Raw genomic sequence first — 25,394 nt, forward strand, 5'->3', positions numbered from 1 at the left:
ATGCTCAGCCTACCCTGTGCTAATAAGCGCCCAGAAGCGCGTAGAGTTAGTCGTGGTTGTGTCGTTCTTGTATCGCCGTCAGAGAGCCCTCAGACTGTGCTTGCTTATAATGCTTACGGCACACCGATACATAGCGTTCGTTCCCGCCAATCACCACCTGTTCGCCCTCGTTATAAGGTCGTCCTGCCTGATCAAGACGCAACACCATGCTGGCCTTACGCCCACAGAAACAAATGGTTTTTAATTCAACCAGTTTATCTGACCACGCCAACAGGTATTCGCTGCCGCCAAATAACTCACCACGAAAATCGGTACGCAAGCCGTAGCACAACACGGGAATATCCAGCTGATCGACAACCTCAGATAATTCATAAACCTGCTGTCGAGTCAGAAACTGCGACTCATCAACCAGTACACAGTGAATTCTTTGCTGCTCATTCTCAGCCCGAATCTCTTCGAACAATGATGAATTTTGGTTAAACAATTTTGCAGGTGACGACAGACCTATACGCGAACTTACTTTTCCAGCACCAAAGCGGTCATCAATTTCCGCTGTATATACCACGGCACGCATCCCACGTTCCTGATAATTGTACGAAGATTGCAGCAATGCAGTCGACTTACCGGCATTCATTGCAGAATAGTAAAAATATAGCTGTGCCATTGACCGTAGGCCCTCACCCGGGGAAATAAATATGGGCAGGATTGTACCATATTTCACGAACGTGTCGGTGTAGCGTTGCCTGCATAGGCGTATAAATAGGCGTTCAGACTCGCTCAGTGTCGCCTAAATAACCGATCCTTTAAGTGACACGGGAGCGTGAGTACACTCCAGCCATGGCCCAGGTAGCCTGAAACTCGATGGGTATATACACACTCTTTCACAAATAGTGCTCATGAAATTTATCCATACCTCTTATCTTCTTACGGCAATAAAGAAACCCTTCCCTTATTGTTATTGAATCTACCCACTGTCGCCATGTATTAGCGAATTCATGTAAGCAAAACTAATACAAAAGGTTGAAATCACTGCAAAGAGATACTATTTGTACACCATAAAATGTGACCTGAATCTTGAATTTTTACTCTCAGCCGCTGAGAAGCCCCCTCACCAATAAGCCTTTTTTATGCCCAACGTCGCGGTGAATTTAAGACAGATGAATTAATTCTGATACTAAATAAAGCGCAATTTTGAATTCCTTACATTCCTGGCTATTGCACAACTGAATTTATCGCTCTATTATTAGCTCAACAAACCACCCCCAATATAAGTTTGAGATTACTACAATGAGCGAAGCACTTAAAATTCTGAACAACATCCGTACTCTTCGTGCGCAGGCAAGAGAATGTACTCTGGAAACGCTTGAAGAAATGCTGGAAAAATTAGAAGTTGTTGTTAGCGAGCGCCGTGAAGAAGAAAGCGCTGCAGCTGCTGAAGTTGAAGAACGTACTCGTAAACTGCAACAATATCGTGAAATGCTGATCGCTGACGGCATTGACCCGAACGAACTGCTGAATAGCATGGCTGCTGTTAAATCTGGCACCAAAGCTAAACGCGCTGCACGTCCGGCTAAATATAGCTATGTTGACGAAAACGGTGAAACTAAAACCTGGACTGGTCAGGGTCGTACACCGGCAGTGATCAAAAAAGCGATGGAAGAACAAGGTAAACAACTGGACGATTTCTTAATCAAAGAATAATTCAGAAATAGTTTGCTTAAAATCCCGCCAGTGGCGGGATTTTTTTTACCTGTACTTCGCACAGTCCCTACCCAGTTCAGGTATAAAAAAACGGTGCTGGATTAACAGCACCGTTCAGACCTGATAATACCAGCAGGTTACTTCTTAATACCCATCTCATCTTCCAGCCAGGCTTTAAATTCAGCGCCGAGAGTATTATGGCGAATACCATATTCAACGAACGCCTGCATATAGCCCAGCTTATTACCACAGTCATGGCTTTTGCCCTTCATGTGATAAGCTTCAACCGTTTCTTTTTCAATCAGCATATCGATAGCATCAGTCAGCTGAATTTCGTCACCGGCTCCCGGAGGCGTTTTTGCCAGCAGAGGCCAGATATCCGCGCTAAGGACGTAACGCCCCACGACGGCCAGATTAGATGGCGCCACATTCGCTTTCGGCTTTTCAACAACGCCAACCATCGGTACGCTTTCGCCCGGCGCTAATTCAACGCCTTTACAATCAACAACACCATAAGCGGTAACATCTTCTACCGGCTCAACCATAATCTGGCTGCTGCCTGTTTCATCGAAACGATGAATCATTTCGGCAAGGTTGTCGCGTGATAAATCAGATTCGTATTCGTCAAGAATGACATCCGGCAAGATAACCGCAACGGGCTCATCGCCAACCACCGGGTGCGCGCACAATACCGCGTGGCCCAGACCTTTGGCCAGTCCCTGACGCACCTGCATAATAGTGACATGTGGCGGACAAATAGATTGCACTTCTTCCAGAAGCTGGCGTTTTACACGTTTTTCCAGCATAGCTTCAAGTTCAAAGCTGGTATCGAAGTGGTTTTCAATCGAATTTTTAGACGAGTGAGTTACAAGTACAATTTCAGTGATGCCCGCAGCAATACATTCGTTTACGACGTACTGAATTAATGGCTTATCAACCAACGGTAGCATCTCTTTCGGGATTGCTTTCGTAGCCGGTAACATCCTGGTTCCTAATCCCGCAACCGGGATAACGGCCTTTTTGACTTTTGAATTAAGGGCAGCCATTTAAAACTCTCCTGGACTGTTCATGTATTGAACGTGTTCATCAATCTGTATCGCATCCAAGTATATCAGTACCGCGACAAGCTTCTGGTCTGAAAAGGACGCGCGTCGGTATAATTAAGATAAATACGAATAAATCTGGCGCTGATAGTAGCACTCACAGCATGAGGGGGGTGAGCCAATTTCATTCTCACGCCACTCGGTTGTTCATTCTGCAGACAACATCAGGCGCAGCCGACCACCTGCCCCCCAAATTTGGCATTGCCAGGATTCGCAACGTTGGCTCAGTTGATTAAGATACGCATTCCCTAAGGTTCCCAACGGAACGCCATTGCTGATTTGTACATTGTGGGAACCTGTATTTAATGTCGCATTCAGCCCTGCTGATACCAGAATCAGGTTTTTTAATCCGCTGTGGTAATAACCCACCAGCAAAGGGAATTGTCCGGGCAAATTAGCCTGACGCAATAAATGGTTAACCTGTTTCAATAACGCACCGAGCTCCGGCAATCGTTGATTTTGATGCGCGAGCTGTTCCTGCAGCAAACCGTTAAATAGCGCCCGCAGTAACAATGCTGCCAGAACGCCATTATCCCCTGCCCGCGTCACATCCAGACAATAAAACGCAAGGTCATGGTCCGATAGCGGTGCAATATCCAGTACCAGCCCCGGCTGATCGGCAGCCACCAATTGACGATAGTTGATCCGACATCGTGAAATAACTTGCGACACAGGAGGCTGTAATTCTTGCAACAGCTTTGCTGCAGCGGCGGGATCACCAACCATCGCATCCCAGTCACGAAACAGCCGCTCTTCTTCTTCCACGCGTGAATTAAACATATTCGGATACAGACACGCAAAGACGGTTTCGCGTAGGCGGTTCAGGTCCTTTACCGGCTTTAGCAGCACATCATCCACACCCAATCGCAGTGCTTTGGCTATATCAGACATGTTTTCCGTCGCTGATATCACCAGGATTGGGGTCTGATCGCCACGATTACGCAGATACTCTACTAGCTTAAGGCCGTTCATTCGTGGCATAGCCAGGTCGCAGATAATCAGGTCGGGGTTAAAGTGCCCGAGTAATTCAAGTGCTTCAAGTCCATCGCCAGCTACCGCCGTTGTCGCTCCCAAAGAGGAAAACCATGAGTCCATGAGTGAGCGAAATACCGGCTCATCCTCAACGATAAGAATCTGTTTTCCGACCAATGGCTGCGTCATATTCTCCCCCCTGACTGGCTTTAGTAAATAGTGGCATGCTATTGCTACTCACGCCTGTCAGAATTTGCTTAAGTGTTGATAAAAAATGCGTTAGATGTTGGTTTTCACCAGGGGTAGAAGCTCATCCATTTTCTTCTCGACCGCCAGTTGTCCAGCAGCAATGGCTGCGCTGGCGCGGTGAAAATCCAGCGTGGATATTTGCGGACAAAACGGCTGAATCAGGATATCTGGCGGGTCACCGGCCATGCGGTTACGTTTCAGACGGTTTTCCAGAACCTGAATAGAAGTCGTCATGATCTCCATCGCCGTCGGCGCGGTTACCGCACGCCTGGCCGTTATGTTGCTCAAGCGCTCTTTCAGTCGGGCACGCCATGAAAGCGCGTCGACATCATCACCCGTTTCGGCATCACTGCTGACGTTAAAGGAGAGTAAATCTTGCTGCATAAGATGCGCATCGTGTTGCAGATCGACGGCAATAACGATGTCAGCGCCCAGCGCGCGAGTTAAGGATACAGGAACGGGATTCACCACCGCGCCATCGACCAGCCAGTAACCATTATGCGCTACAGGGGACATCAGACCAGGAATACTGCAGGAGGCCCGAACAGCCAGGTGCAAATCACCTTCCGTGAACCAGAGCTCCCGACCCGTACTCAGATTAGTAGCCACAGTTGCGAAACGGCGAGTGCATTGCTCAATTGCTTCTACCGGCATGACATTACGGTACTGATTGAATACCCGTTCACCACGCAGTAAACCGCCCCTGCGCCACGAGAGATCCATCAGACGTAAGACATCCCAATAGCTGAAAGAACAAACCCATTGTTCGAGAGCAGGTAACTTATTGCATGCGTAGGCTGCACCAACCAGCGAACCAATGGAGCACCCTGCCACAATATCAACATCAATGCCCATATGCTTTAGGGCCTTAATAACGCCAATATGCGACCAACCTCGCGCCGCGCCGGAACCTAGCGCCAGCCCAATTTTTATTTTTCTCATTGTACGTACAAACTTCCCCTGGCTTGCAGACGTAGCAACATCGCTACCGCTCAGTTAACATAGTGCTACCCTGGCGTTTTTACGCCGTTTTTTTATTCCAGGGAGTACTTTGTGTCTCAGCTTTGTCCCTGTGGTAGCGCTGTCGAGTATAGCCTATGTTGCTACCGTTATGTGTCCGGCGCGCAAGTAGCACCTACGCCGTCACACCTCATGCGTTCTCGTTACTGTGCTTTTGTGATGAAAGACGCAGATTACCTTATCAAGACCTGGCATCCGGACTGTCATGCAGCCGAGTTTCGCGACGACATTATCGCAGGATTTAGCCACACCGAATGGCTCGGGCTGACCGTTTTTGAACAACAAACGGCAGACACAGAAAATATCGGCTATGTCAGCTTTGTTGCGCGATTTTCTGAACAAGGTAAAACAGGTGCAATTATCGAGCGCTCTCGTTTTTTAAAAGAAAACGGTCAGTGGTACTATATAGACGGTACACGCCCTCAAATTGGACGAAACGATACCTGCCCTTGTGGCTCCGGTAAAAAATTTAAAAAGTGCTGCGGCTAATCAACGCCCGACAGTATCAATTTTGCAAACATTCTCAACAGGATCACCGCTGCAAATGCATTCATTACAACGAAAAGTGCTGCGTACTATTTGCCCGGACCAAAAAGGTCTGATCGCGCGCATTACGAATATCTGTTACAAGCATGAACTGAACATCGTGCAGAACAATGAGTTCGTGGACCACCGTACCGGGCGCTTTTTTATGCGTACCGAACTGGAGGGTATTTTTAACGACGTCACGCTGCTTGCCGATCTGGATAGTGCCCTACCAGATGGCTCCATTCGTGAATTAACACCAGCAGGACGCCGCCGTATCGTCATCTTGGTCACCAAGGAAGCACATTGTCTGGGTGATCTGTTAATGAAGGCCAATTATGGCGGGCTGGATGTTGAAATCGCCGCTGTGATCGGCAACCACGAGACGCTGCGACCTTTGGTTGAACGGTTTGATATCCCGTTTGAGCTGGTCAGCCACGAAGGTTTAACGCGTGACGAACATGATCTGAAAATGGCCGACGCTATCGACGCGCACCAACCTGACTATGTCGTGCTGGCAAAATACATGCGCGTTCTAACACCAACGTTTGTTTCACGCTTCCCGAATAAGATTATCAATATTCACCATTCATTCCTGCCAGCGTTTATTGGCGCTCGCCCTTACCATCAGGCTTATGAGCGCGGTGTGAAGATCATCGGTGCGACAGCCCACTACGTGAATGATAACCTCGATGAAGGCCCAATCATTATGCAGGACGTAATTCATGTGGATCACACCTACACCGCGGAAGACATGATGCGTGCGGGCCGCGACGTTGAGAAAAATGTATTAAGCCGCGCGCTGTATCAGGTTCTGGCTCAACGCGTCTTTGTTTACGGTAACCGAACGATTATTCTGTAATCGATTGATAATTGAATTGGTTACCTTTACATCTTTACGCGTAAAAATCAGGCAACCAGTTCTTTTTTATCAACGGAATACTTTACAGGGGCGCATCATTTGATATGATGCGCCCCGCTTCCAACGGAAGCAGGCCAGTAACTAGCATTACCCCGTGGTGGGGTTCCCGAGCGGCCAAAGGGAGCAGACTGTAAATCTGCCGTCATCGACTTCGAAGGTTCGAATCCTTCCCCCACCACCATTCATTCCGATAGATTCATAAAATTAGTATACCCCTGGTGGGGTTCCCGAGCGGCCAAAGGGAGCAGACTGTAAATCTGCCGTCATCGACTTCGAAGGTTCGAATCCTTCCCCCACCACCATCACCTCATAAAGCACCAGCATCCAATCCATCTGTAATGTCTCATATTCTGCCCAAGCGGGAAGGATGAGAAGCTTCGACTAAGGTTCGATTCGAGCGTTAGCGAGAAAGCGTTGCCGCAGGTAACGACCCGAAGGGCGAAGCGCACCGCGCTGAGTAATCCTTCCCCCACCACCATCACTTCATAAAGCACCTGTATCAAATCCATCTGTTATGCCTCATATTCTGCCCAGACGGGAAGGATGAGAAGCTTCGACTAAGGTTCGATTCGAGCGTTAGCGAGAAAGCGTTACCGCAGGTAACGACCCGAAGGGCGAAGCGCACCGCGCTGAGTAATCCTTCCCCCACCACCATCACCCCATAAAGCACCAGCATCCCATCCATCTGTAATGCCCCATACCCGACCCTCGATCAAGCCTCAATTCGGGTCGGCAATTTGCCTGATGCACAATGCTTATCCGACAATTAGTCGTAAAAAAACCCCGCCGGAGCAGGGTTTTGTCTGACACAGATAACCGATTAATGACGCGCACGAACAATCTGGTATTTGCGCGTCAGATATTCGACCGGAACGCTCCAGATGTGCACCAGACGCGAGAACGGGAACAACAGGAACAGCGTCATACCCAGCACCAGGTGCATACGGAAAATGAACGCAACGCCATCCAGATATTGAGACGCACCACCCTGGAAGGTCACCACTGTCTGCGCCCAGTTCACCAGCTTCATCATCTCGCTGCCGTCCATATGCTGGGCGGAGAACGGAATGGTCAGCAGGCCCAGCGCACACTGGATCACCAGCAGGGAGAGGATCAGAATGTCCGCTCCGGTAGTGGTCGCCCGCACACGTGGGCTGAACAGGCGGCGTTTCAGCAGCAGGACGCCGCCAATCAAACACATCACACCACTGGCACCACCCGCGAACATCGCCATCTTTTGTTTCACTTCAAGCGGCAGCCACGCTTCATACATCCAGTGTGGTGTCAGCATGCCAAGGAAGTGCCCGGCAAAAATCCCCAGGATCCCGATGTGGAACAGGTTTGACGCCAGGTTCATCCCTTTGCGATCCAGCATCTGACTGGAAGCCGCGCGCCAGGTATACTGCCCATAGTCATAACGCAGCCAACTGCCAATCAGAAAGACAGAACCCGCGATGTATGGATAGATGTCAAAGAAGAACGTATTCAGGAAGTGCATTATTGCTGTCCTCCGGTGGTGATATTCAGATACTGCGGCGCAACAGCCCCGGCAAAACGACGCTGGTGAGCGGAAATTTCCGACTCACCACACCCCTGATCGGCGAAGAATTTCACCTGCTCTTCTTCCCAGACCGCATCCAGCGCTTGTGGGGTATCGTCACGCGCTTCATCTGCAATTTTTTCAGCCACTTTATCGCTGTCGATAACGGTATTCGCCAGTTTTAACAGCAGATCGAACAGCACCGCATAACGGCTTTCACGCTGTTGCAAGCGAGCGCTGAGCAGCGCCAGAATCGGCGCGATATCCTGTAACCCCCCTAATGCTTCGCTTTTCGGCAACTGCGCAAGGTATTCCAGATACAGCGGCAGATGATCGGGAAGTTCGCGGCTGTCGAGCTGCAGACCGTGCTGTTCATACTGCGCCATCAAGTCAACCATAGCCTGACCACGATCGCGGGACTCGCCGTGTACATGTTCAAACAGCAACAACGAGGTGGCGCGGCCACGGTCAAACAGTTCGCTATAGCTTGCCTGCACATCCAGCATGTCCTGCGCGGTGAGATCGCGCAGGAAAATGCCCAGAGTCTGGGCATCCTCTTTATCCAGGTTCTCAGATGACGCGAGTGCATCGAAAAGTTCCTGCTGATGCTGCCACAAGGCAGCATCCGGGTACTCGAGCAGACGCGAAACAATGACAAGTTCAATCATTGGTGCGGCTCCGTTTTGCTGGTCACATCGACAGCGTCGATGCGGCGGCTGTTGAACAGATTGAATTTAGTATCAGAACCGTGGCAACCGTCACCGAAGGTAAAGCCACAACCGCTTTTCTCCGGGAACGCGTCACGCGCCAGTTCACGATGGCTGCTCGGTACCACGAAACGATCTTCGTAGTTAGCAATCGCCAGATAACGATACATTTCCTGTGCCTGCGCTTCGCTTAAGCCCACCTCTTCCAGCGCACGGGTATCAACTTTACCGTCAACGGTTTCCGCACGTTTGTAGTGACGCATCGCCAGCATACGTTTCAGCGCCAACAGTACCGGCTGAGTGTCGCCTGCGGTCAGCAGGTTCGCCAGGTACTGAACCGGGATACGCAGACTGTCAACGTCCGGCAGAATACCGTTGCTGCCCAGCTCGCCCGCATCGGCGGCAGACTGGATCGGTGACAAAGGCGGCACGTACCAGACCATCGGTAGCGTGCGGTATTCCGGATGCAGCGGCAGCGCCAGCTTCCAGTCCATCGCCATTTTGTAAACCGGCGACTGCTGTGCTGCATCAATGACGCTCAGCGGAATACCATCTTTCAGCGCTTGTTCAATAACAGCCGGATCGTTCGGATCGAGGAACACGTCCAGTTGACGCTGATACAGATCTTTCTCGTGCTCCGTGCTTGCCGCACTTTCGATCGCATCTGCGTCATACAGCAGTACGCCGAGGTAACGAATACGGCCTACGCAGGTTTCGGAGCAAACGGTCGGCTGACCGGCTTCGATACGCGGGTAGCAGAAAATGCACTTCTCAGATTTCCCGCTCTTCCAGTTGAAGTAGATCTTCTTATACGGGCAGCCAGTGATACACATACGCCAGCCGCGGCATTTGTCCTGGTCGATCAGCACGATGCCATCTTCTTCACGTTTGTAGATAGCGCCGCTTGGGCAGGTCGCCACGCACGCCGGGTTAAGGCAATGCTCACACAAACGCGGCAGATACATCATGAAGGTATTTTCGAACTGACCGTACATCGCCTTCTGCATGTTTTCGAAGTTCTGGTCTTTGGCGCGTTTTTCGAACTCGCCCCCCAAAATTTCTTCCCAGTTCGGACCGCTGGTGATTTTATCCATCCGCTGACCGGTGATCAGCGAACGCGGACGGGCAATCGGCTGCGCCTTACTGTCTGCTGGGGCGTTGTGCAACGTTTGGTAGTCAAAATCAAACGGCTCATAGTAATCATCCATGCCCGGCAGATGCGGGTTAGCAAAGATTTTACCCAGCAGCAGTGCTTTGTTACCCATGCGCGGCTGCAGCTTGCCATTGATTTTACGGATCCAACCGCCCTTCCATTTTTCCTGGTTTTCCCAGTCGTTCGGGAAGCCAACGCCAGGCTTACTTTCGACGTTATTGAACCAGGCGTACTCCATACCTTCACGGCTGGTCCAGACGTTTTTGCAGGTCACTGAACAGGTGTGGCAGCCGATGCACTTATCGAGATTCAGCACCATGCCGACTTGTGAACGAATTTTCATTTTACGCTCTCCTGTACCTGGTCATTGCCTTCGCCATCCAACCAGTTAATGTTCTTCATCTTACGTACAACTACGAACTCATCGCGGTTTGAACCGACGGTACCGTAGTAGTTAAAGCCGTATGCCAGTTGCGCATAACCACCGATCATGTGAGTTGGTTTCGGCGTAATACGGGTTACCGAGTTGTGGATCCCGCCGCGCTGCTGGGTGATTTCAGAACCCGGCAGGTTAACGATACGTTCCTGCGCGTGGTACATCATGGTCATCCCGGCCGGCACACGCTGGCTGACAACTGCACGCGCCGTCAGCGCCCCGTTGCTGTTGAAGACTTCGATCCAGTCGTTATCTTCGATACCCAGATCCTTCGCATCAACTTCACTCATCCACACAATCGGACCACCGCGAGACAGCGTCAGCATCAGCAGGTTGTCGCTGTAGGTGGAGTGGATACCCCATTTCTGGTGCGGCGTCAGGAAGTTGAGCGCTTTTTCCGGGTTACCGTTAGATTTCTCGCCGATCACCGCTTTCACCGAACGGGTGTCGATTGGCGGACGATACACCAGCAGGCTCTCACCGAAGTCACGCATCCACTGGTGATCCTGATACAACTGCTGGCGACCAGATAGCGTACGCCATGGGATCAGCTCATGAACGTTGGTATAACCGGCGTTATAAGACACATGTTCATCTTCCAGACCTGACCAGGTCGGACTGGAGATAATTTTGCGCGGCTGCGCCTGGATGTCACGGAAACGAATTTTTTCGTCTTCTTTATTCAGCGCCAGATGCGTATGGTCACGACCAGTAAATTCACTCAGCGCCGCCCAGGCTTTAACGGCAACCTGACCGTTAGTTTCCGGAGCCAGCGTCAGGATCATCTCAGCAGCATCAATGGCGGTATCCAGCATCGGTTGGCCTTTCGCCGGACCGTCAGCCTTGGTGTAGTTGAGCTTACGCAGCAGATCCATTTCGCTCTGGGTGTTCCAGGCAATCCCTTTACCGCCGTTACCGATTTTTTCCATCAATGGACCGATGGAGGTGAAACGCTCGTACGTTGCCGGATAATCACGCTCAACGGTCATGATGTGCGGCGCCGTAACACCTGGAATCAGGTCGCATTCCCCTTTTTTCCAGTCCTTCACGTCCAGCGGCTGCGCCAGTTCAGCGGCGGAGTCGTGCTGTATCGGCAGCGTAACGACGTCGGTTTCTTTACCGAGGTGCCCCACACAAACTTCAGAGAATTTCTTGGCGATGGCTTTATAGATTTCCCAGTCGCTCTTCGATTCCCAGGCCGGGTCAACGGCCGCAGACAGAGGATGAATAAACGGATGCATATCCGAGGTATTCATGTCGTCTTTTTCATACCAGGTAGCGGTCGGCAGCACGATATCGGAATACAGACAGGTACTCGACAGGCGGAAGTCCAGCGTAACGACCAGATCCAGTTTGCCGTCCAGTCCGTTATCCTGCCATTCCACTTCTTCTGGCTTCACGCCGCTCTGCTGGCCGAGATCTTTGCCCTGAATACCATGTTCAGTACCCAGCAGATACTTGAGCATGTACTCGTGGCCTTTACCGGAAGAACCGAGCAGGTTTGAACGCCAGATAAACAGGTTACGCGGATGGTTTTTACCGTTTTCCGGCTGCTCTGCCGCAAAGCGAATAGAACCTTCTTTCAGGGATTTAACGGTGTAGTCCACCGGCGTCATACCTGCTTTCTGCGCTTCTTTCGCGATATACAGCGGGTTAGTCCCTAACTGCGGCGCAGACGGTAACCAGCCCATACGTTCAGCGCGAACGTTAAAGTCAATCAAATGACCGCTATAGCGGGATTTGTCTGCCATCGGGGACAACAGTTCCTGCGCAGTCACCGTCTCATAGCGCCATTGGCTGGAGTGGTTATAGAAGTAGGAGGTGCTGTTCATATGACGAGGCGGACGCTGCCAGTCAAGAGCAAACGCCAGCGGCTGCCAGCCGGTTTGCGGACGCAGTTTTTCCTGCCCTACGTAGTGGGCCCAGCCGCCGCCGCTCTGGCCGATACAGCCACAGAACACCAGCATATTGATCAGGCCACGATAGTTCATATCGAGGTGGTACCAGTGGTTCAAACCGGCGCCGACGATAATCATCGAACGACCGTGCGTTTTATCTGCGTTATCCGCAAATTCACGGGCGATGCGTACAATCTGAGAACGTGATACGCCTGTAATTTTTTCTGCCCACGCTGGCGTGTACGCTTTCACATCATCGTAGCTGGTCGCGCAGTTTTCATCGTTCAGACCACGTTCCAGGCCGTAGTTGGCCATCGTCAGATCGTAAACGGTGGTCACCAGCGCCGTAGAGCCATCGGCCAGTTGCAGGCGTTTAACGGGCAACTTATGCAGCAGAATGTTTTCCAGTTCGACTTTACTGAAGTGCTCGGTGCCTTCGCCACCAAAGTACGGGAAGCCCACTTCAGCGATATCATCCTGGCTACCCAGCAGGCTGAGCTGCAGTTCAGTTTCATCACCGGACGTGCCATCGCGCTGCTCAAGGTTCCATTTGCCTTTTTCGCCCCAACGGAAACCAATTGAACCGTTTGGCGCAACCATTTCGCCGTTGCTGTTGAAAGCGACAGTTTTCCATTCCGGGTTATTTTCCTGGCCCAGAGAGTCAACCAGATCCGCAGCACGCAGCATACGACCAGCAGCATAGTAGCCGTCGCGCTCTTCGAGCATCACCAGCATTGGCATGTCGGTATAACGACGAACGTAGTCGGTGAAATATTGGCTCGGGTTATCGAGGTGGAACTCGCGCAGCATGACATGACCCATCGCCATTGCCATCGCCGCATCGGTTCCCTGCTTCGGAGCCAGCCACAGGTCGCACAGTTTGGCGATTTCTGCGTAGTCCGGGGTAATTGCTACTGTTTTGGTGCCTTTATAACGAACTTCAGTAAAGAAGTGCGCATCCGGGGTACGGGTCTGCGGTACGTTAGAGCCCCATGCCAGAATGTAGCTGGAGTTATACCAGTCGGCAGATTCCGGTACGTCGGTCTGCTCGCCCCAGGTCTGCGGGGAAGCTGGCGGCAGGTCACAGTACCAGTCATAGAAGCTCAGGCAGGTCCCGCCAATCAGCGACATATAACGTGCGCCGGACGCATAAGAAACCATCGACATCGCCGGGATCGGCGAGAAGCCTGCGACGCGGTCAGGACCATAGGTTTTGATGGTGTAAACGTTAGATGCGGCAATCAGCTCATTCACTTCCTGCCAGGAAGAACGAACGAATCCACCACGACCACGCGCTTGTTTGAAGCTTTTTGCTTTATCGGCGTCTTCGATAATGGATGCCCATGCATCTACCGGATCGCTGTGCAGTCTTTTTGCTTCACGCCACATCTTCATCAGACGTTTGCGCATCAACGGGTATTTCAGACGGTTAGCGCTGTAGAGATACCATGAATAGCTTGCACCACGCGGGCAGCCGCGAGGCTCGTGGTTGGGCATATCTGGACGAGTGCGTGGGTAGTCAGTTTGCTGGGTTTCCCAGGTCACCAGACCATTTTTCACATAGATTTTCCAGCTGCATGAGCCGGTGCAGTTTACACCGTGGGTTGAACGCACGATTTTGTCATGCTGCCAACGCTGGCGGTATCCATCCTCCCAGTCCCTATTGGTATTGAGAAGCTGGCCGTGCCCATCGGCAAAGGTTTCGCCCTTCTGCTTGAAGTAGCGAAACCGGTCCAGGAATTTACTCATCGGTTTTCTCCTGTAGGAGCCTGACGGCTCTCTGATAAATCGACATTGCTTGATTGAGAGCGAAGGTAACGCTCTGAAAGGGCGTGAGAATTGATAACGATCAAGGCAGGCAGGGATGAAAATTAAGGGTCGATTTTCACATACCCCCTTAGTGGGATATCGACAAATCAATCAACATATTGAATTTTATTGAGTTTTTTAAACCCACTCATCATACAAATGTTAAATTCTTTATAAGTGGGTATTAAGGGGTATCCCCCCTGTTTAGCATATTACGAGCACCGTTCTAACAGGCTGTTGTCGCGTCACAATATAAAAGTATGTTGTAACTAATGGCGGGCAAAAAAAAGCGCGGTCTAACACCGCGCAATGGATAATCAACAGTTACTACTTTTTTTACTTTTTAGAATGACGTCCGTACACCGCCCAGGTGATAACCACACAGGCGACATAGAAGATCAGGAATACTTTCATCGCATCGACCGGGGAGCCAGTTAATGCCAGGGACGTACCGAATGCTTTCGGGATAAAGAAGCCGCCGATCGCACCAATAGCTGAGATAAAGCCCAGCGCCGCCGCGGTGTCGGTCGCCGCCTCGCGCATCGCTTTCTCTTCTGAACCGCCTTCAGCTTTCACTCTGTCCATCGTCAGCTTGCGAAAGATAACAGAGATCATCTGGAAGGTTGAACCACTCCCCAGACCAGCCGTCAGGAACAGCGCCAGGAACACCGCAAAGAAGGCGATGAAGTTGCCACCGACACCGTTTGATGGCAGCGTCAGGAACAGTAAGGCACTGAAAATAGCCATCAGCACGAAGTTCACCAGTGTTACGCGGGTCCCCCCCAGTCGGTCAGAGATTGCGCCGCCTGCTGAACGAGCCAGAGCGCCAATCAACGGTCCAAAGAAGGCGTAATGCAGGATCTGTACCTCAGGAAACTGCGTTTTTGACAGCATCGCGAAACCGGCAGAGAAACCGATAAATGAACCGAAGGTTGCCAGATACAGCAGGCTCATAATCCACAGGTGCCCGCGTTTCAGCACCGGCAGTTGCTCTTTCAGCGAAGCTTTTGAGGTTGCCAGTTCATTCATACCAAACCATGCGGCCAGCGTTAATACAGCCAGGAACGGGACCCAAATCCATGCGGCGTTTGCCAGATACAGCTGCGTACCATCCGGTTGTTCAACACCCTGGCTGCCAAATGCGGCAAAGATTGACAGTGAAACCACCAGCGGAGCGACTAACTGCATCACGCTGACGCCCATGTTACCCAGACCACCGTTCAGACCCAGCGCGCCGCCCTGTTTCTGTTTTGGAAAGAAGAAGCTGATGTTTGCCATGCTGGAGGCAAAGTTCGCACCGGCAAAACCGCACAACAGCGAGATAATGATAAAGGTACTAAATGGCGTGGAGGTATCCTGCACCGCAAAACCTAACCATACGCAAGGAATGATCAGGATACCGGTGCTGAACGCCGTCCAGCGACGTCCACCAAACAGGGGGACCATAAAGGAGTACGGTACACGCAGCAGCGCGCCGGACACCGAAGGTAATGCCGTCAGCATGAACAGTTGTTCAGTGGTGAAATCAAATCCGACTTTCGGTAAGTTCACCGCCACGGCGCTAAATAACATCCACACGCAAAACGCCAGCAGCAAGCAAGGGACGGAAATCCACAGGTTACGGCTGGCGATTCGATGACCACGCTGCTGCCAGAAGGCGGGATCTTCCGGCCGCCATTCAGTAATTACAGCTCCAGATGCCCTTTCCGGGGCAGATGAGTGACTCATAGACACCTCTGATACTTGTTTCGATGCCTGCCACATTAGGGTTTACAGCTGGAGGTAAATTGATATAAATCAAAGGAAAAGGTGTCATTATTGATGCCTGAAATTTATCATCATCCTAAATGAGTACATAACTTCGATAAAAAAGATGTGGTTTTTCACGCTTCTGTCGTCCCCTACTCCCCCTCGTTTAGGATCTCTCCCTCTTGCGGCAATTAAGGGGTAGCCCGTTTGAGGTATGGGTATACTCCAGTGTATCGCCGAGAATAACGCCACTGCCTGCAGCAGAATCGTCATTCAATAAGGTTTTCGGTTTTACGAAAACCCGAAGGAACAAGTCACCATGTTTAAACGTTGTCTTTCCCCGCTTACGCTGGTCAACCAGGTGGCGCTGATTGTTTTATTGTCTACTGCCATCGGCGTGGCGGGTATGGCAGTCTCTGGCTGGCTGGTTCAGGGCGTTCAGGGTAGCGCGCATGCAATCAACAAAGCGGGATCGCTACGCATGCAAAGCTATCGCCTGCTGGCGGCCATACCGCTGGACGCCAACGATCAACCACTGCTGGATGAAATGGAGCAAACGGCGTTTAGCCCGGAATTGACGCGTGCCGCGCAGCGTGACGGACAACAGGCGCAGTTAAAAGCCTTACAGGATTACTGGCACACCAAACTGGCACCGGGGCTTGCGCATGCGCAAACGCCTGATGCGGTAGCGCAGGATGTCAGGCGCTTTGTGGGCGGACTGGATAAGCTAGTCACCGCCTTTGACCATACCACCGAGTTACGCATTGAACGCGTCGTCTTGCTGCATCGCCTGATGGCCGTATTTATGGCATTGCTGCTGGTCTTCACCATTATCTGGCTGCGCGTGCGCCTGTTACAGCCGTGGAAACAACTACTGGCGATGGCGCGAGCCGTCAGTCAACGTGATTTTACCCAACGCGCACATATCAGTGGGCGTAATGAGATGGCAGCGCTGGGCTCGGCGCTGAATAATATGTCGGAAGAACTGGCCGAAAGTTACGCGGTGCTGGAACAGCGGGTACAGGAGAAAACGGCGGGTCTGGAGCACAAAAATCAGATCCTCTCTTTCCTGTGGCAAGCCAACCGCCGCCTGCACTCTCAGGTGCCGTTGTGCGAACGCCTCTCTCCGGTACTGAACGGCCTGCAAAATTTGACCCTGCTGCATGATATTGAACTGCGGGTCTATGATCTGGAAGATGAAGATAATCATCAGGAATTTACCTGCCAGTCCAATGTTAGCTGTGATGAGAAAGGCTGCCATTTGTGTCCGCGCGGTACGCTACCCGCCATTGACGGCGGTATCACACTGAAATGGCGGCTAACCGACGCCCATACCCAGTATGGTATCCTGCTCGCGACTTTGCCGTACGGACGCCATCTCAGCCACGATCAGCAGCAACTGGTTGATACCCTGGTTGAGCAACTGACCGCAACGCTTGCACTCGACAGGCATCAGGAGCGTCAGCAGCAGTTGATCGTGATGGAAGAGCGTGCCACCATTGCGCGCGAACTTCATGATTCTATTGCACAATCGCTCTCCTGTATGAAGATGCAGGTGAGCTGTTTGCAGATGCAGGGCGATGCGCTTTCAGATAACTGCCGCGAGCTGCTCAGTCAGATTCGTAACGAGTTGAACGCCTCCTGGGCGCAACTGCGCGAGCTGTTAACGACATTCCGTTTACAGCTGACGGAACCTGGATTAAGACCGGCGCTGGAAGCCAGCTGTCAGGAATACAGCGCGCGTTTTGGTTTTACGGTTAAGCTGGATTATCAGCTGCCACCGCGTCTGGTCCCTTCGCATCAGGCGATTCACCTGCTACAAATTGCGCGCGAAGCCCTGAGCAACGCCCTCAAACACTCTCAGGCCGATGAAGTGGTCGTGACGGTGGTGCAAAATGGTAAGCAGGTCAAACTAACAGTGCAAGATAACGGCTGCGGCGTACCGGAAAACGCCGAACGCAGTAACCACTACGGCATGATAATCATGCGCGACCGTGCGCAGAGCTTGCGCGGCGATTGCCGTGTACGCCGTCGCGAGACAGGCGGTACTGAAGTTGCTGTCACTTTTATTCCCGAAACAAACTTCACAGAAGTCCAAGGAGATACCCATGAGTAATCTGGAACCGGCAACCATCCTGTTGATCGACGATCATCCGATGCTGCGAACCGGTGTAAAACAGCTTGTCAGCATGGCGCCCGATATCACCGTTGTCGGCGAAGCCAGCAATGGTGAGCAGGGTATCGAGCTGGCAGAATCCCTTGATCCCGATCTGATCCTTCTTGATCTCAACATGCCCGGCATGAACGGTCTGGAAACACTCGACAAGCTGCGTGAGAAATCACTGTCAGGCCGTATCGTCGTGTTTAGCGTATCCAACCATGAAGAAGACGTGGTTACTGCACTGAAGCGCGGTGCCGACGGTTATCTACTGAAAGATATGGAGCCGGAAGATTTGCTGAAAGCATTGCAGCAAGCGGCTGCCGGTGAAATGGTGCTGAGCGAAGCCTTAACGCCGGTTCTGGCCGCCAGCCTACGCGCCAATCGTGCAACGTCCGACCGTGATGTTACTCAACTGACGCCGCGCGAACGCGATATTCTTAAGCTCATCGCCCAGGGCCTGCCTAACAAGATGATCGCCCGCCGCCTGGACATCACCGAAAGCACGGTAAAAGTTCACGTGAAGCATATGCTGAAGAAAATGAAGCTCAAATCACGTGTTGAAGCCGCGGTATGGGTGCACCAGGAACGTATTTTCTGATAACGCGCGCATGCGTCATTGTTAACGAGGATCATTTTCCGAAACGCTAGTAAACGGTTCGGTCAGTGATAGCGTGATCTCATTGGAAGAGACACGCTGGCCCTGCTCATCTTCTACCACCACAGACAACCGCCAGCGGTTCGTCGCACCTTCTCTGCTGTCCCACTTCGGCATAATAATCGTCCAGCCCTGCGCGCTTCGGTTATTGCTGCCAGCCGTTAAGCTCAACGCCTGAGTATCGCCCTGCCACGTCAGGTGGCGGATCCCATGCAAACTACGCACCTGCAGCTTCAGCGCCACCGTCTCTCCCGGTTTGAGATCCCAGGGCGGCGTGGCCAAAAATACCGACAGCGTTTTACGCTGGCGATACTCCAGCGTCGGCAAATTGTTACGCTGCGGATCGTCATAACGACTGCCGCGCAGTGAACGGCTGTTCGCCACCTCACTGACCATCAACTGTTTTTTTAACGGCACGCCAAAACGGTAACTAAGGGTTAAGCCGAGGTTATTCTGGCTGATGCCGCTTTCCCCCTGCTTATGCTGCGCTGTCACCGTGATTAGCGGCACCGGTGTATAGCTCAGCCCGAGGTTCACCGCCACCGGATTGTGATACCCGGTTCCCGAATGAAATAGATCCACCCGGTCGCCAAAATACTGTTCCACGCTGACGCTGGTATTGAGGTGTTGATAGAACGGCATCCGCATTTGCGCGGTCAGATCGTAGCCGCGGGCCATCCGTTGTTGCTGGATTGCAAAACGATCCTGCCAGGAAGACAACGGTTGATAATAGTTAGCGGATAAGCGCAAATATTCGCCCCACGCCTCTGCGCCGAGGCCTCCGCGGGGCAGATTTTCATCCAGTAAGTTGTCATAAAAGGTGTTGTAACCCAGTAACCAACCGTCGCGTACCCAACGTTGCCCAATCCCCGCATTACTGACTAAGCCGTCGTCCTGTTGCGTCACTCCTAGCTGGCTCCAGGTAAGATAACGTTGGTTGTCCTGCCACGGCACAAACCAGCTTCCCCGACTCCCGGTAAAACTGCCTTCGTTATCAACCTGCAACCCGATACTGGCATTTCCCCAGGGAGAGAGCCAGGACTCCAGTTGCTGATTCACCTGTTCGCTGACCGTATCACGCACCTGGCCAAACGCGAACTGCTTCGCCTGTTCACCGGTATCAAGCCCGTTATCAGTCATGCTGGCTTCACCAAACGCTTTGACCATTTCGGCAAAATGCTTTTCGCCTGCCCGCGACTCCGGGGCCATACCAAGATCGGGCAAGCCATCACTATTGTTATCGAAAGGGTTTTCAGCCTGGTGCACAAAGGACGACTGCGCGTTAGCAGTACCGCCTGCCAGCGGCAAGAGTGCGAATACAGCAAGAGAAGAATAGATAATACGGCTCAAATCGTTAGTGGTTTCTTACATCAATTAGCCACAGTGGCATACTTATCTTAAACCATAACGTTTTCAGCGTTGATTTTCAGCCCCTCCCCCTTTTTTCGGCATTATCCTGGCATTGAGAAATAGGTGTAACATACGTGTCGGTTATTAACGCTTACATGCAGTAACAGGAGTAAAAATGCAAAAGATAGTGATCGTCGCAAACGGAGCGGCTTATGGAAGCGAATCGTTATTTAACAGCCTGCGTCTGGCTATCGCCCTGCGCGAACAAGAAGCCGCTCTCGACCTGCGTCTGTTTTTAATGTCTGATGCCGTAACCGCAGGATTACGTGGTCAGAAACCCGCGGAAGGCTACAATATTCAGCAAATGCTGGAGATCCTGACAGCGCAAAATGTTCCGGTAAAACTATGCAAAACCTGCACCGATGGTCGTGGGATCACGGCGCTGCCGTTAATTGATGGAGTGGCCGTCGGCACGCTGGTAGAACTGGCTCAATGGACGCTGGCTGCAGATAAAGTGTTGACCTTCTGATACACCGTTTTCAGGCAAGCGCACTGAAAGTGTCGATAATTTCCGGATTTAATATTTGATGGGCGCGGTTTCGTTGAACGTTAGCACGCCCGTTCAACCCTTTTGAGGTGTTTTGTCACTTTTGTTTAATCGTTATGCCATTTTTTGATCAAAATCAGCATCCTGTTGCTCCCCCTTTGGTGTTATGCAATGAGTGAAATGTGAACAACATCACGCAGCACTTTCGACAGAAAGTACGTTGTTTTCAAGAACGGGGTGAAAAATGGCATTAGTGAAGGCAAGTTTAAAGTTATTTGGTGGCGATACGGTGGTTGTGCGCTGTTCCGAGCGCTGTCACATCCATCTGATGAGCGAAAAAAATCACGTCAAAGACACGCAGTCCGACATCTTAAGCGTGCAGGATCGTGATAACGCATGGTTGACCGTGCCCTATACCGGCGTCTGGAACGTGCTGATCGACAGCCACAGTCAGTCGCTTGAGCATTCGATAAGTTATATTGCAGCCTAAGCGTGACATGCCCGAAAAGCACCTGGCTTTCGGGCATACAATTCCACACCGGGTTCAGGCAAACCCTGGCCGCATAATGCCTTCCGGCAGGTTCTCTCCCAACAATCGTTTGACCGTGATCACCAGATCATTAAGACAATCATCCTGCATCCCCAGCTTGACCAGCTCTTGTTCCAGCGAGAACAGATACTGGGCATTAGTGCCTAAAGGTCCGCTGGCCGCGGCAATAAGCGGCGCGATCACCTGCGCGCGCGTGTCTGACTCAAACAGCGGATGGCGCGGATCCATAATAAACACCAGCGCGTTCACCGTACGGCCGTCATCAAGCGCCAGCTGGCACCAGGTCGGCAGATAGCATCCGGTGATCATTTCTCGCTTCCACAACAGAGAAAGCTCTTGTTCCAGCGACGCGTCCGGCAAGCGGTAGGCCACACCGGTGGTACGTCCGCCCTCTTTCAGGGCCAGCATGCGGCCTGGCTGACACGCCGTTCCTCGCCCCGCCGTCAGGCGCAGACAAAATGCACGGTGCCAGCCGACTAATGTCCCGGTACAGGACTCTTCAAACTCTAAGGCCGGGTTCCACATCAACGATCCATAACCGAAGATCCACACCGGTCCATCATCTGGTCGACAAGCGAGCGTGGCGGCCAGTGAGGCTGCACGTTGTTCCGCTGACCAGAGTAGTGATTCTTCAATAGCACCAAATGCCGTCTTACAGTCGGCATTCAATAAAAAATCACGCGTTAACACCTTACACCTCCGCCACTGCTGCTTCCCTGCGACAACTTTTTTTGACGCCTTCCGGGCTTTTTTACTGCTCATTTTGAAACCAATAGCTGGACAATAGGCAATTCACCGCTCGCTTGCAAGCCAGTAACCGCGCGGCGTAGCACGATTCGCTAACGCCTGATGCAAGCGAGTTTATAAAGGCATTATAATTGATACTGTTACGTCTTTTTATGCCATTTACCATCATCACCTTTTTGGTAATCATTTTTAACCGCGGCCCACGCCACCTTATGTGCCGTCTCTTCTCGGGTGGCATCGTCACGGCGGTCAGATTTGTCTTTATACTGTTCCCAGGCGCTGTTGAAAGCTTCTTTATAAATGTCCTGAGCATGGGCTGGCAGAACGTGCTGCACGCTGTCAGGCAGATCGCTTTTAGATTTATAGGGCATTGTGAACTCCTCTTTTTAGGCTAAACCTTAAGTGTGGTTAACAATGCGGCGAGACGCCAATAATGGACATTTTTAGAAATTTTCTTTACCTAACCTTCTGTTAATTAAACAGTCTATAAACAAGAAATTTGTTTTTGGCCGCTTTGAGAGGGAAAACAGGTGATGTAGTAAAATTTCGTAAAATGTCACCTACAAAACCACGTTTTCTGTTATTTTTTACATTCTTTAATACTTTTTATAATTATAAATACCTGCAGAGATGGAGAATTAATGCAATGACACAAGCACATGAGGCGGTAAAAACCCGCCACAAGGAGACCTCTCTCGTCTTCCCGATTTTGGCGCTGGTAGTACTGTTCTTCTGGGGGAGCAGTCAGTCACTACCAGTGGTCATCGGTATTAATGCGCTGGCCCTTATTGGTATATTAAGCAGCGCATTCAGCGTTGTCCGTCATGCGGACGTATTAGCGCATCGACTTGGCGAACCCTACGGGTCGCTGATACTCAGTTTGTCCGTTGTTATTCTTGAAGTCAGCTTAATCTCCGCATTAATGGCAACCGGCGATGCCGCACCTACGCTCATGCGCGATACGCTGTATTCAATCATTATGATCGTAACCGGGGGTCTGGTCGGTTTTTCATTACTGTTAGGTGGCCGTAAATTTGCCACTCAGTATATGAACCTATTTGGTATTAAGCAGTATTTAATCGCCCTGTTCCCACTGGCCATTATTGTGCTGGTATTCCCGATGGCGTTGCCGGGGGCAAATTTCACTACCGCGCAGGCGCTGTTGGTGGCGTTAATTTCTGCGGCGATGTACGGCGTATTTTTGCTGATTCAAACTAAAACGCACCAAAGTCTGTTCATTTACGAGCATGAAGACGAGGGTGACGACGATGACCCGCATCACGGTAAGCCGTCTGCGCACAGCAATCTGTGGCACGCCGCCTGGCTTATCATTCATCTGATCGCTGTTATTGCCGTGACCAAGATGAACGCCAGCCCGCTTGAGACCTTGCTGACTGAACTGAATGCGCCAGTCGCATTTACGGGTTTCCTGGTCGCGTTACTGATCCTCTCGCCTGAAGGACTGGGCGCACTGAAAGCGGTTCTGAGCAATCAGGTACAGCGGGCAATGAATTTATTCTTCGGTTCGGTATTAGCCACAATTTCGCTGACCGTACCGGTGGTGACGCTGATTGCATGGGCAACCGGGAATGATTTGATGTTTGCGCTGGGTGCGCCAGAGATGATTGTGATGGTTTCATCACTGGTTCTGTGTCAGATCTCTTTCTCCACCGGACGCACCAATGTGCTTAACGGTGCAGCGCATCTGGCACTGTTTATCGCCTATCTGATGACAATATTTGCCTGATTATTATTTTAGACGTACCCCACGGTCCTCTTCAGGGCCGTTTTCTTTTCTGCCGATATAACACAATCAATGGCGCGTCTGGTGCCTGACGGCGACCTTTATACCCTTTTCAAACAGCAGGCCGGAGGGAAACTCCGGCCTGTCACACTCACTTAGTTCTCGGTATCCAGCTCGTCGAAGCTTTTCACCAGGTCATCAATCGCTTTAATCTGCGTCAGGAACTGTTCCAGCTTCGCCAGCGGCAGCGCGGATGGGCCATCGCATTTCGCATTGGCTGGATCCGGATGCGCTTCAATAAACAGACCTGCCAGACCAACGGCCATACCGGCACGCGCAAGTTCGGTAACCTGCGCACGACGACCACCGCTTGCTGCGCCAAACGGATCGCGGCACTGCAGCGCATGGGTAACGTCAAAAATCACCGGTGAGTTGCCGGAGACTTTCTTCATCACGCTGAAGCCCAGCATGTCCACAACCAGGTTGTCATAACCAAAGTTCGCACCACGGTCGCACAGAATAACCTTATCGTTGCCGCCTTCATGGAATTTATCCACGATGTTGCCCATCTGAGCCGGGCTGATGAACTGCGGTTTCTTCACGTTGATTACGGCACCGGTTTTCGCCATCGCTTCCACCAGATCGGTCTGACGAGCAAGGAATGCCGGAAGCTGAATCACATCCACCACATCAGCAACAGGCTGTGCCTGGCTGGCTTCGTGAACGTCGGTGATCACTTTTACGCCAAAAGTCTGTTTCAGTTCCTGGAAGATTTTCATCCCTTCTTCAAGGCCCGGTCCACGGTAGGAGTGAATGGAAGAACGGTTGGCTTTATCAAAGGAGGCTTTAAACACGTAAGGGATACCCAGTTTTTGAGTAACGGTTACGTAGTGCTCACAAATGCGCATCGCCAGATCGCGGGATTCCAGCACGTTCATTCCGCCAAACAGCACGAACGGCAGGTCATTTGCCACGTTGATGTCGCCAATGCTAACCACTTTTTGTTTCATAGGATCGCCTTAAACGGTAGGTAAAGTGTGATTAATCAATGCAATACAATTTGTTTGTGCGAAATATTATTAATTTGCGCACGAATCATTTCGCTGATCGGGTCTTCCGGACACTGTTCAACGAAATAACTTAAATCTGTCAGCGCAACATGTTCGCACTCGAGCTGCGCGTATATTAAACCACGATCGCGAATTTCATACGGATCTTCAGGATTAAACTGCAATAGTGCTTCACTGGCACGCAGCGCCAACTCCATTTGCCGCTCTTCCATCAGTGATGATTTCAGCGTGTCGAGCAGTTTGCGGATCACTTCCGCGTTATCCGCCTCATCCAGGTCTTCGTTAAACAGCTCCGCGACCGGGCTGATGTTCCCCTTCAACCACACTTCCAGCGTGTGCTCATTTAACGTTTCGCCATTGAATGGATTGATTAGCCACATTTCACCATCGAGCGACTCAATACGAAGGATCAGTTGCGTCGGGAAAATCACCGGTACCAGCGGCAGCTCCAGTCTGTTGGCAATCCACAATAAGATCGCCCCCAGAGACACGGCGCTACCCTGCCGATTTTTCAGTACCTGGTCAAGCCAGAGTGCATCAGAAAGACGATAGACGCCGTGGGTATCCGTAAATCCCCATTCGCCGTAAAAAAGTGCCAGCAGTTTTTCCAGTTGCTCATCCTGAGACAGGAGCTGGCTAATTTCTTCTTGCGCCAGACTGACCAGACGTTCCAGTTCGTCATAGACAGTTTGTGTTGGAAAATCCAGACGGATAGACTCCGACGCCAGGATCATCCCATCACACAATGGCGCTTTATTAAATTCGAAATCAGCTAACGACCTCATG

At 51.4% G+C, this 25,394-nt stretch carries 22 protein-coding genes, 2 tRNA genes and 2 other RNA genes; 12 read left to right on the forward strand and 14 right to left on the reverse strand.

From position 1 onward, the window contains the following. Window positions 1-46 precede the first annotated feature (46 nt). Complete coding sequence (gene tdk / locus GPJ68_RS13085) at window positions 47-664, reverse strand: thymidine kinase (RefSeq protein WP_019076935.1); 618 nt, start codon at window positions 662-664, stop codon at window positions 47-49. Between the two features lie 623 nt (window positions 665-1,287). Between tdk and hns the strand changes: the two genes are divergently transcribed. Next, a complete protein-coding gene (gene hns, locus GPJ68_RS13090) occupies window positions 1,288-1,701 on the forward strand; it encodes a histone-like nucleoid-structuring protein H-NS (RefSeq protein ID WP_003020723.1) in 414 nt (137 codons plus the stop codon). 137 nt (window positions 1,702-1,838) lie between these two features. Here the strand turns inward: hns and galU are convergent, their stop codons facing one another. From galU to rssA, 3 genes are all read right to left on the reverse strand, one after another. Next, window positions 1,839-2,747, reverse strand: coding sequence for a UTP--glucose-1-phosphate uridylyltransferase GalU (gene galU / locus GPJ68_RS13095; RefSeq protein WP_016153274.1), 909 nt, complete (start codon window positions 2,745-2,747; stop codon window positions 1,839-1,841). Window positions 2,748-2,951: 204 nt separating this feature from the next. Next, a complete protein-coding gene (gene rssB, locus GPJ68_RS13100) occupies window positions 2,952-3,965 on the reverse strand; it encodes a two-component system response regulator RssB (protein WP_016153275.1) in 1,014 nt (337 codons plus the stop codon). A gap of 90 nt (window positions 3,966-4,055) precedes the next feature. Then, window positions 4,056-4,967, reverse strand: a complete 912-nt coding sequence (gene rssA / locus GPJ68_RS13105) for a patatin-like phospholipase RssA (RefSeq protein WP_016156731.1) — start codon at window positions 4,965-4,967, stop codon at window positions 4,056-4,058. Between the two features lie 111 nt (window positions 4,968-5,078). Between rssA and GPJ68_RS13110 the strand changes: the two genes are divergently transcribed. From GPJ68_RS13110 to GPJ68_RS13135, 6 genes are all read left to right on the forward strand, one after another. Beyond that, complete coding sequence (locus GPJ68_RS13110) at window positions 5,079-5,534, forward strand: YchJ family protein (protein WP_029139563.1); 456 nt, start codon at window positions 5,079-5,081, stop codon at window positions 5,532-5,534. 55 nt (window positions 5,535-5,589) lie between these two features. Further along, complete coding sequence (gene purU / locus GPJ68_RS13115) at window positions 5,590-6,432, forward strand: formyltetrahydrofolate deformylase (RefSeq protein ID WP_016153278.1); 843 nt, start codon at window positions 5,590-5,592, stop codon at window positions 6,430-6,432. Window positions 6,433-6,588: 156 nt separating this feature from the next. Further along, window positions 6,589-6,673, forward strand: a tRNA-Tyr gene (locus tag GPJ68_RS13120). Window positions 6,674-6,709: 36 nt separating this feature from the next. Then, window positions 6,710-6,794: transfer RNA gene (locus GPJ68_RS13125), tRNA-Tyr, on the forward strand. A gap of 44 nt (window positions 6,795-6,838) precedes the next feature. After that, window positions 6,839-6,970, forward strand: a non-coding RNA gene (locus GPJ68_RS13130) — RtT sRNA. 44 nt (window positions 6,971-7,014) lie between these two features. Further along, window positions 7,015-7,146: non-coding RNA, RtT sRNA (locus tag GPJ68_RS13135), on the forward strand. A 166-nt stretch (window positions 7,147-7,312) separates the two neighbouring features. Here GPJ68_RS13135 and narI read toward each other — a convergent pair. The 5 genes from narI to GPJ68_RS13160 form a co-directional block, all read right to left on the reverse strand. Further along, a complete protein-coding gene (gene narI / locus GPJ68_RS13140; protein ID WP_016153281.1) occupies window positions 7,313-7,990 on the reverse strand; it encodes a respiratory nitrate reductase subunit gamma in 678 nt (225 codons plus the stop codon). After that, window positions 7,990-8,700: a nitrate reductase molybdenum cofactor assembly chaperone gene (gene narJ, locus GPJ68_RS13145; protein WP_016153282.1), complete on the reverse strand. Its 711-nt coding sequence runs from the start codon at window positions 8,698-8,700 to the stop codon at window positions 7,990-7,992. Before narJ ends, narI begins: the two co-directional genes overlap by 1 nt. After that, window positions 8,697-10,235, reverse strand: a complete 1,539-nt coding sequence (gene narH / locus GPJ68_RS13150; protein ID WP_003833388.1) for a nitrate reductase subunit beta — start codon at window positions 10,233-10,235, stop codon at window positions 8,697-8,699. Before narH ends, narJ begins: the two co-directional genes overlap by 4 nt. Next, on the reverse strand, window positions 10,232-13,975 hold the full coding sequence (locus GPJ68_RS13155; RefSeq protein ID WP_016156733.1) for a nitrate reductase subunit alpha: 3,744 nt from the start codon (window positions 13,973-13,975) through the stop codon (window positions 10,232-10,234). The genes narH and GPJ68_RS13155 overlap by 4 nt, the downstream gene beginning before the upstream one ends. Before the next feature lie 396 nt (window positions 13,976-14,371). Continuing rightward, window positions 14,372-15,763 (reverse strand): NarK family nitrate/nitrite MFS transporter, encoded by a 1,392-nt coding sequence (locus GPJ68_RS13160; RefSeq protein ID WP_016153284.1) that lies wholly within the window; start codon window positions 15,761-15,763, stop codon window positions 14,372-14,374. A 340-nt stretch (window positions 15,764-16,103) separates the two neighbouring features. Between GPJ68_RS13160 and narX the strand changes: the two genes are divergently transcribed. Further along, window positions 16,104-17,900: a nitrate/nitrite two-component system sensor histidine kinase NarX gene (gene narX, locus GPJ68_RS13165; protein WP_016156734.1), complete on the forward strand. Its 1,797-nt coding sequence runs from the start codon at window positions 16,104-16,106 to the stop codon at window positions 17,898-17,900. Continuing rightward, a complete protein-coding gene (gene narL, locus GPJ68_RS13170) occupies window positions 17,893-18,543 on the forward strand; it encodes a two-component system response regulator NarL (RefSeq protein WP_003020756.1) in 651 nt (216 codons plus the stop codon). The genes narX and narL overlap by 8 nt, the downstream gene beginning before the upstream one ends. A 21-nt stretch (window positions 18,544-18,564) precedes the next feature. Here the strand turns inward: narL and GPJ68_RS13175 are convergent, their stop codons facing one another. Continuing rightward, the gene (locus GPJ68_RS13175; protein WP_104652219.1) at window positions 18,565-19,950 is read right to left on the reverse strand and encodes a YchO/YchP family invasin; all 1,386 of its coding nucleotides are present in this window, start codon (window positions 19,948-19,950) and stop codon (window positions 18,565-18,567) included. Between the two features lie 175 nt (window positions 19,951-20,125). On the opposite strand from GPJ68_RS13175, the gene GPJ68_RS13180 reads away from it, so the two are divergent. Together GPJ68_RS13180 and GPJ68_RS13185 are read left to right on the forward strand one after the other, a co-directional pair. Continuing rightward, window positions 20,126-20,479: a DsrE/DsrF/TusD sulfur relay family protein gene (locus GPJ68_RS13180; RefSeq protein WP_049042858.1), complete on the forward strand. Its 354-nt coding sequence runs from the start codon at window positions 20,126-20,128 to the stop codon at window positions 20,477-20,479. Between the two features lie 262 nt (window positions 20,480-20,741). Further along, window positions 20,742-20,987: a DUF1883 domain-containing protein gene (locus tag GPJ68_RS13185; RefSeq protein WP_003833405.1), complete on the forward strand. Its 246-nt coding sequence runs from the start codon at window positions 20,742-20,744 to the stop codon at window positions 20,985-20,987. Between the two features lie 54 nt (window positions 20,988-21,041). On the opposite strand, the gene GPJ68_RS13190 is transcribed toward GPJ68_RS13185, so the two are convergent. Together GPJ68_RS13190 and chaB are read right to left on the reverse strand one after the other, a co-directional pair. Further along, on the reverse strand, window positions 21,042-21,737 hold the full coding sequence (locus GPJ68_RS13190) for a gamma-glutamylcyclotransferase (protein ID WP_104652218.1): 696 nt from the start codon (window positions 21,735-21,737) through the stop codon (window positions 21,042-21,044). A gap of 197 nt (window positions 21,738-21,934) precedes the next feature. Then, on the reverse strand, window positions 21,935-22,165 hold the full coding sequence (gene chaB / locus GPJ68_RS13195) for a putative cation transport regulator ChaB (RefSeq protein ID WP_016153288.1): 231 nt from the start codon (window positions 22,163-22,165) through the stop codon (window positions 21,935-21,937). 275 nt (window positions 22,166-22,440) lie between these two features. Between chaB and chaA the strand changes: the two genes are divergently transcribed. Next, window positions 22,441-23,541 (forward strand): sodium-potassium/proton antiporter ChaA, encoded by a 1,101-nt coding sequence (gene chaA / locus GPJ68_RS13200; RefSeq protein ID WP_016153289.1) that lies wholly within the window; start codon window positions 22,441-22,443, stop codon window positions 23,539-23,541. 152 nt (window positions 23,542-23,693) lie between these two features. Here the strand turns inward: chaA and kdsA are convergent, their stop codons facing one another. Together kdsA and sirB1 are read right to left on the reverse strand one after the other, a co-directional pair. Continuing rightward, window positions 23,694-24,548 (reverse strand): 3-deoxy-8-phosphooctulonate synthase, encoded by an 855-nt coding sequence (kdsA, locus tag GPJ68_RS13205; RefSeq protein WP_016156739.1) that lies wholly within the window; start codon window positions 24,546-24,548, stop codon window positions 23,694-23,696. Window positions 24,549-24,583: 35 nt separating this feature from the next. Further along, a complete protein-coding gene (gene sirB1 / locus GPJ68_RS13210) occupies window positions 24,584-25,393 on the reverse strand; it encodes an invasion regulator SirB1 (protein WP_104652217.1) in 810 nt (269 codons plus the stop codon). Window position 25,394: the final 1 nt, after the last annotated feature.

The sequence above is a fragment of the Citrobacter sp. 172116965 genome, assembly GCF_013458095.1.
In the GTDB taxonomy this organism is placed as follows: domain Bacteria; phylum Pseudomonadota; class Gammaproteobacteria; order Enterobacterales; family Enterobacteriaceae; genus Citrobacter; species Citrobacter braakii.

Excerpts from the sequence above, each read along its gene's own strand:
- narX (WP_016156734.1), top strand. The coding sequence starts at position 16,104 with ATGTTTAAACGTTGTCTTTCCCCGCTTACGCTGGTCAACCAGGTGGCG.
- rssA (WP_016156731.1), bottom strand. The coding sequence starts at position 4,967 with ATGAGAAAAATAAAAATTGGGCTGGCGCTAGGTTCCGGCGCGGCGCGA.
- rssB (WP_016153275.1), bottom strand. The coding sequence starts at position 3,965 with ATGACGCAGCCATTGGTCGGAAAACAGATTCTTATCGTTGAGGATGAG.
- tdk (WP_019076935.1), bottom strand. The coding sequence starts at position 664 with ATGGCACAGCTATATTTTTACTATTCTGCAATGAATGCCGGTAAGTCG.
- GPJ68_RS13185 (WP_003833405.1), top strand. The coding sequence starts at position 20,742 with ATGGCATTAGTGAAGGCAAGTTTAAAGTTATTTGGTGGCGATACGGTG.
- GPJ68_RS13180 (WP_049042858.1), top strand. The coding sequence starts at position 20,126 with ATGCAAAAGATAGTGATCGTCGCAAACGGAGCGGCTTATGGAAGCGAA.
- hns (WP_003020723.1), top strand. The coding sequence starts at position 1,288 with ATGAGCGAAGCACTTAAAATTCTGAACAACATCCGTACTCTTCGTGCG.
- chaA (WP_016153289.1), top strand. The coding sequence starts at position 22,441 with ATGACACAAGCACATGAGGCGGTAAAAACCCGCCACAAGGAGACCTCT.
- narL (WP_003020756.1), top strand. The coding sequence starts at position 17,893 with ATGAGTAATCTGGAACCGGCAACCATCCTGTTGATCGACGATCATCCG.
- purU (WP_016153278.1), top strand. The coding sequence starts at position 5,590 with ATGCATTCATTACAACGAAAAGTGCTGCGTACTATTTGCCCGGACCAA.
- galU (WP_016153274.1), bottom strand. The coding sequence starts at position 2,747 with ATGGCTGCCCTTAATTCAAAAGTCAAAAAGGCCGTTATCCCGGTTGCG.
- sirB1 (WP_104652217.1), bottom strand. The coding sequence starts at position 25,393 with ATGAGGTCGTTAGCTGATTTCGAATTTAATAAAGCGCCATTGTGTGAT.
- narH (WP_003833388.1), bottom strand. The coding sequence starts at position 10,235 with ATGAAAATTCGTTCACAAGTCGGCATGGTGCTGAATCTCGATAAGTGC.
- chaB (WP_016153288.1), bottom strand. The coding sequence starts at position 22,165 with ATGCCCTATAAATCTAAAAGCGATCTGCCTGACAGCGTGCAGCACGTT.
- GPJ68_RS13160 (WP_016153284.1), bottom strand. The coding sequence starts at position 15,763 with ATGAGTCACTCATCTGCCCCGGAAAGGGCATCTGGAGCTGTAATTACT.
- narJ (WP_016153282.1), bottom strand. The coding sequence starts at position 8,700 with ATGATTGAACTTGTCATTGTTTCGCGTCTGCTCGAGTACCCGGATGCT.
- GPJ68_RS13155 (WP_016156733.1), bottom strand. The coding sequence starts at position 13,975 with ATGAGTAAATTCCTGGACCGGTTTCGCTACTTCAAGCAGAAGGGCGAA.
- kdsA (WP_016156739.1), bottom strand. The coding sequence starts at position 24,548 with ATGAAACAAAAAGTGGTTAGCATTGGCGACATCAACGTGGCAAATGAC.
- narI (WP_016153281.1), bottom strand. The coding sequence starts at position 7,990 with ATGCACTTCCTGAATACGTTCTTCTTTGACATCTATCCATACATCGCG.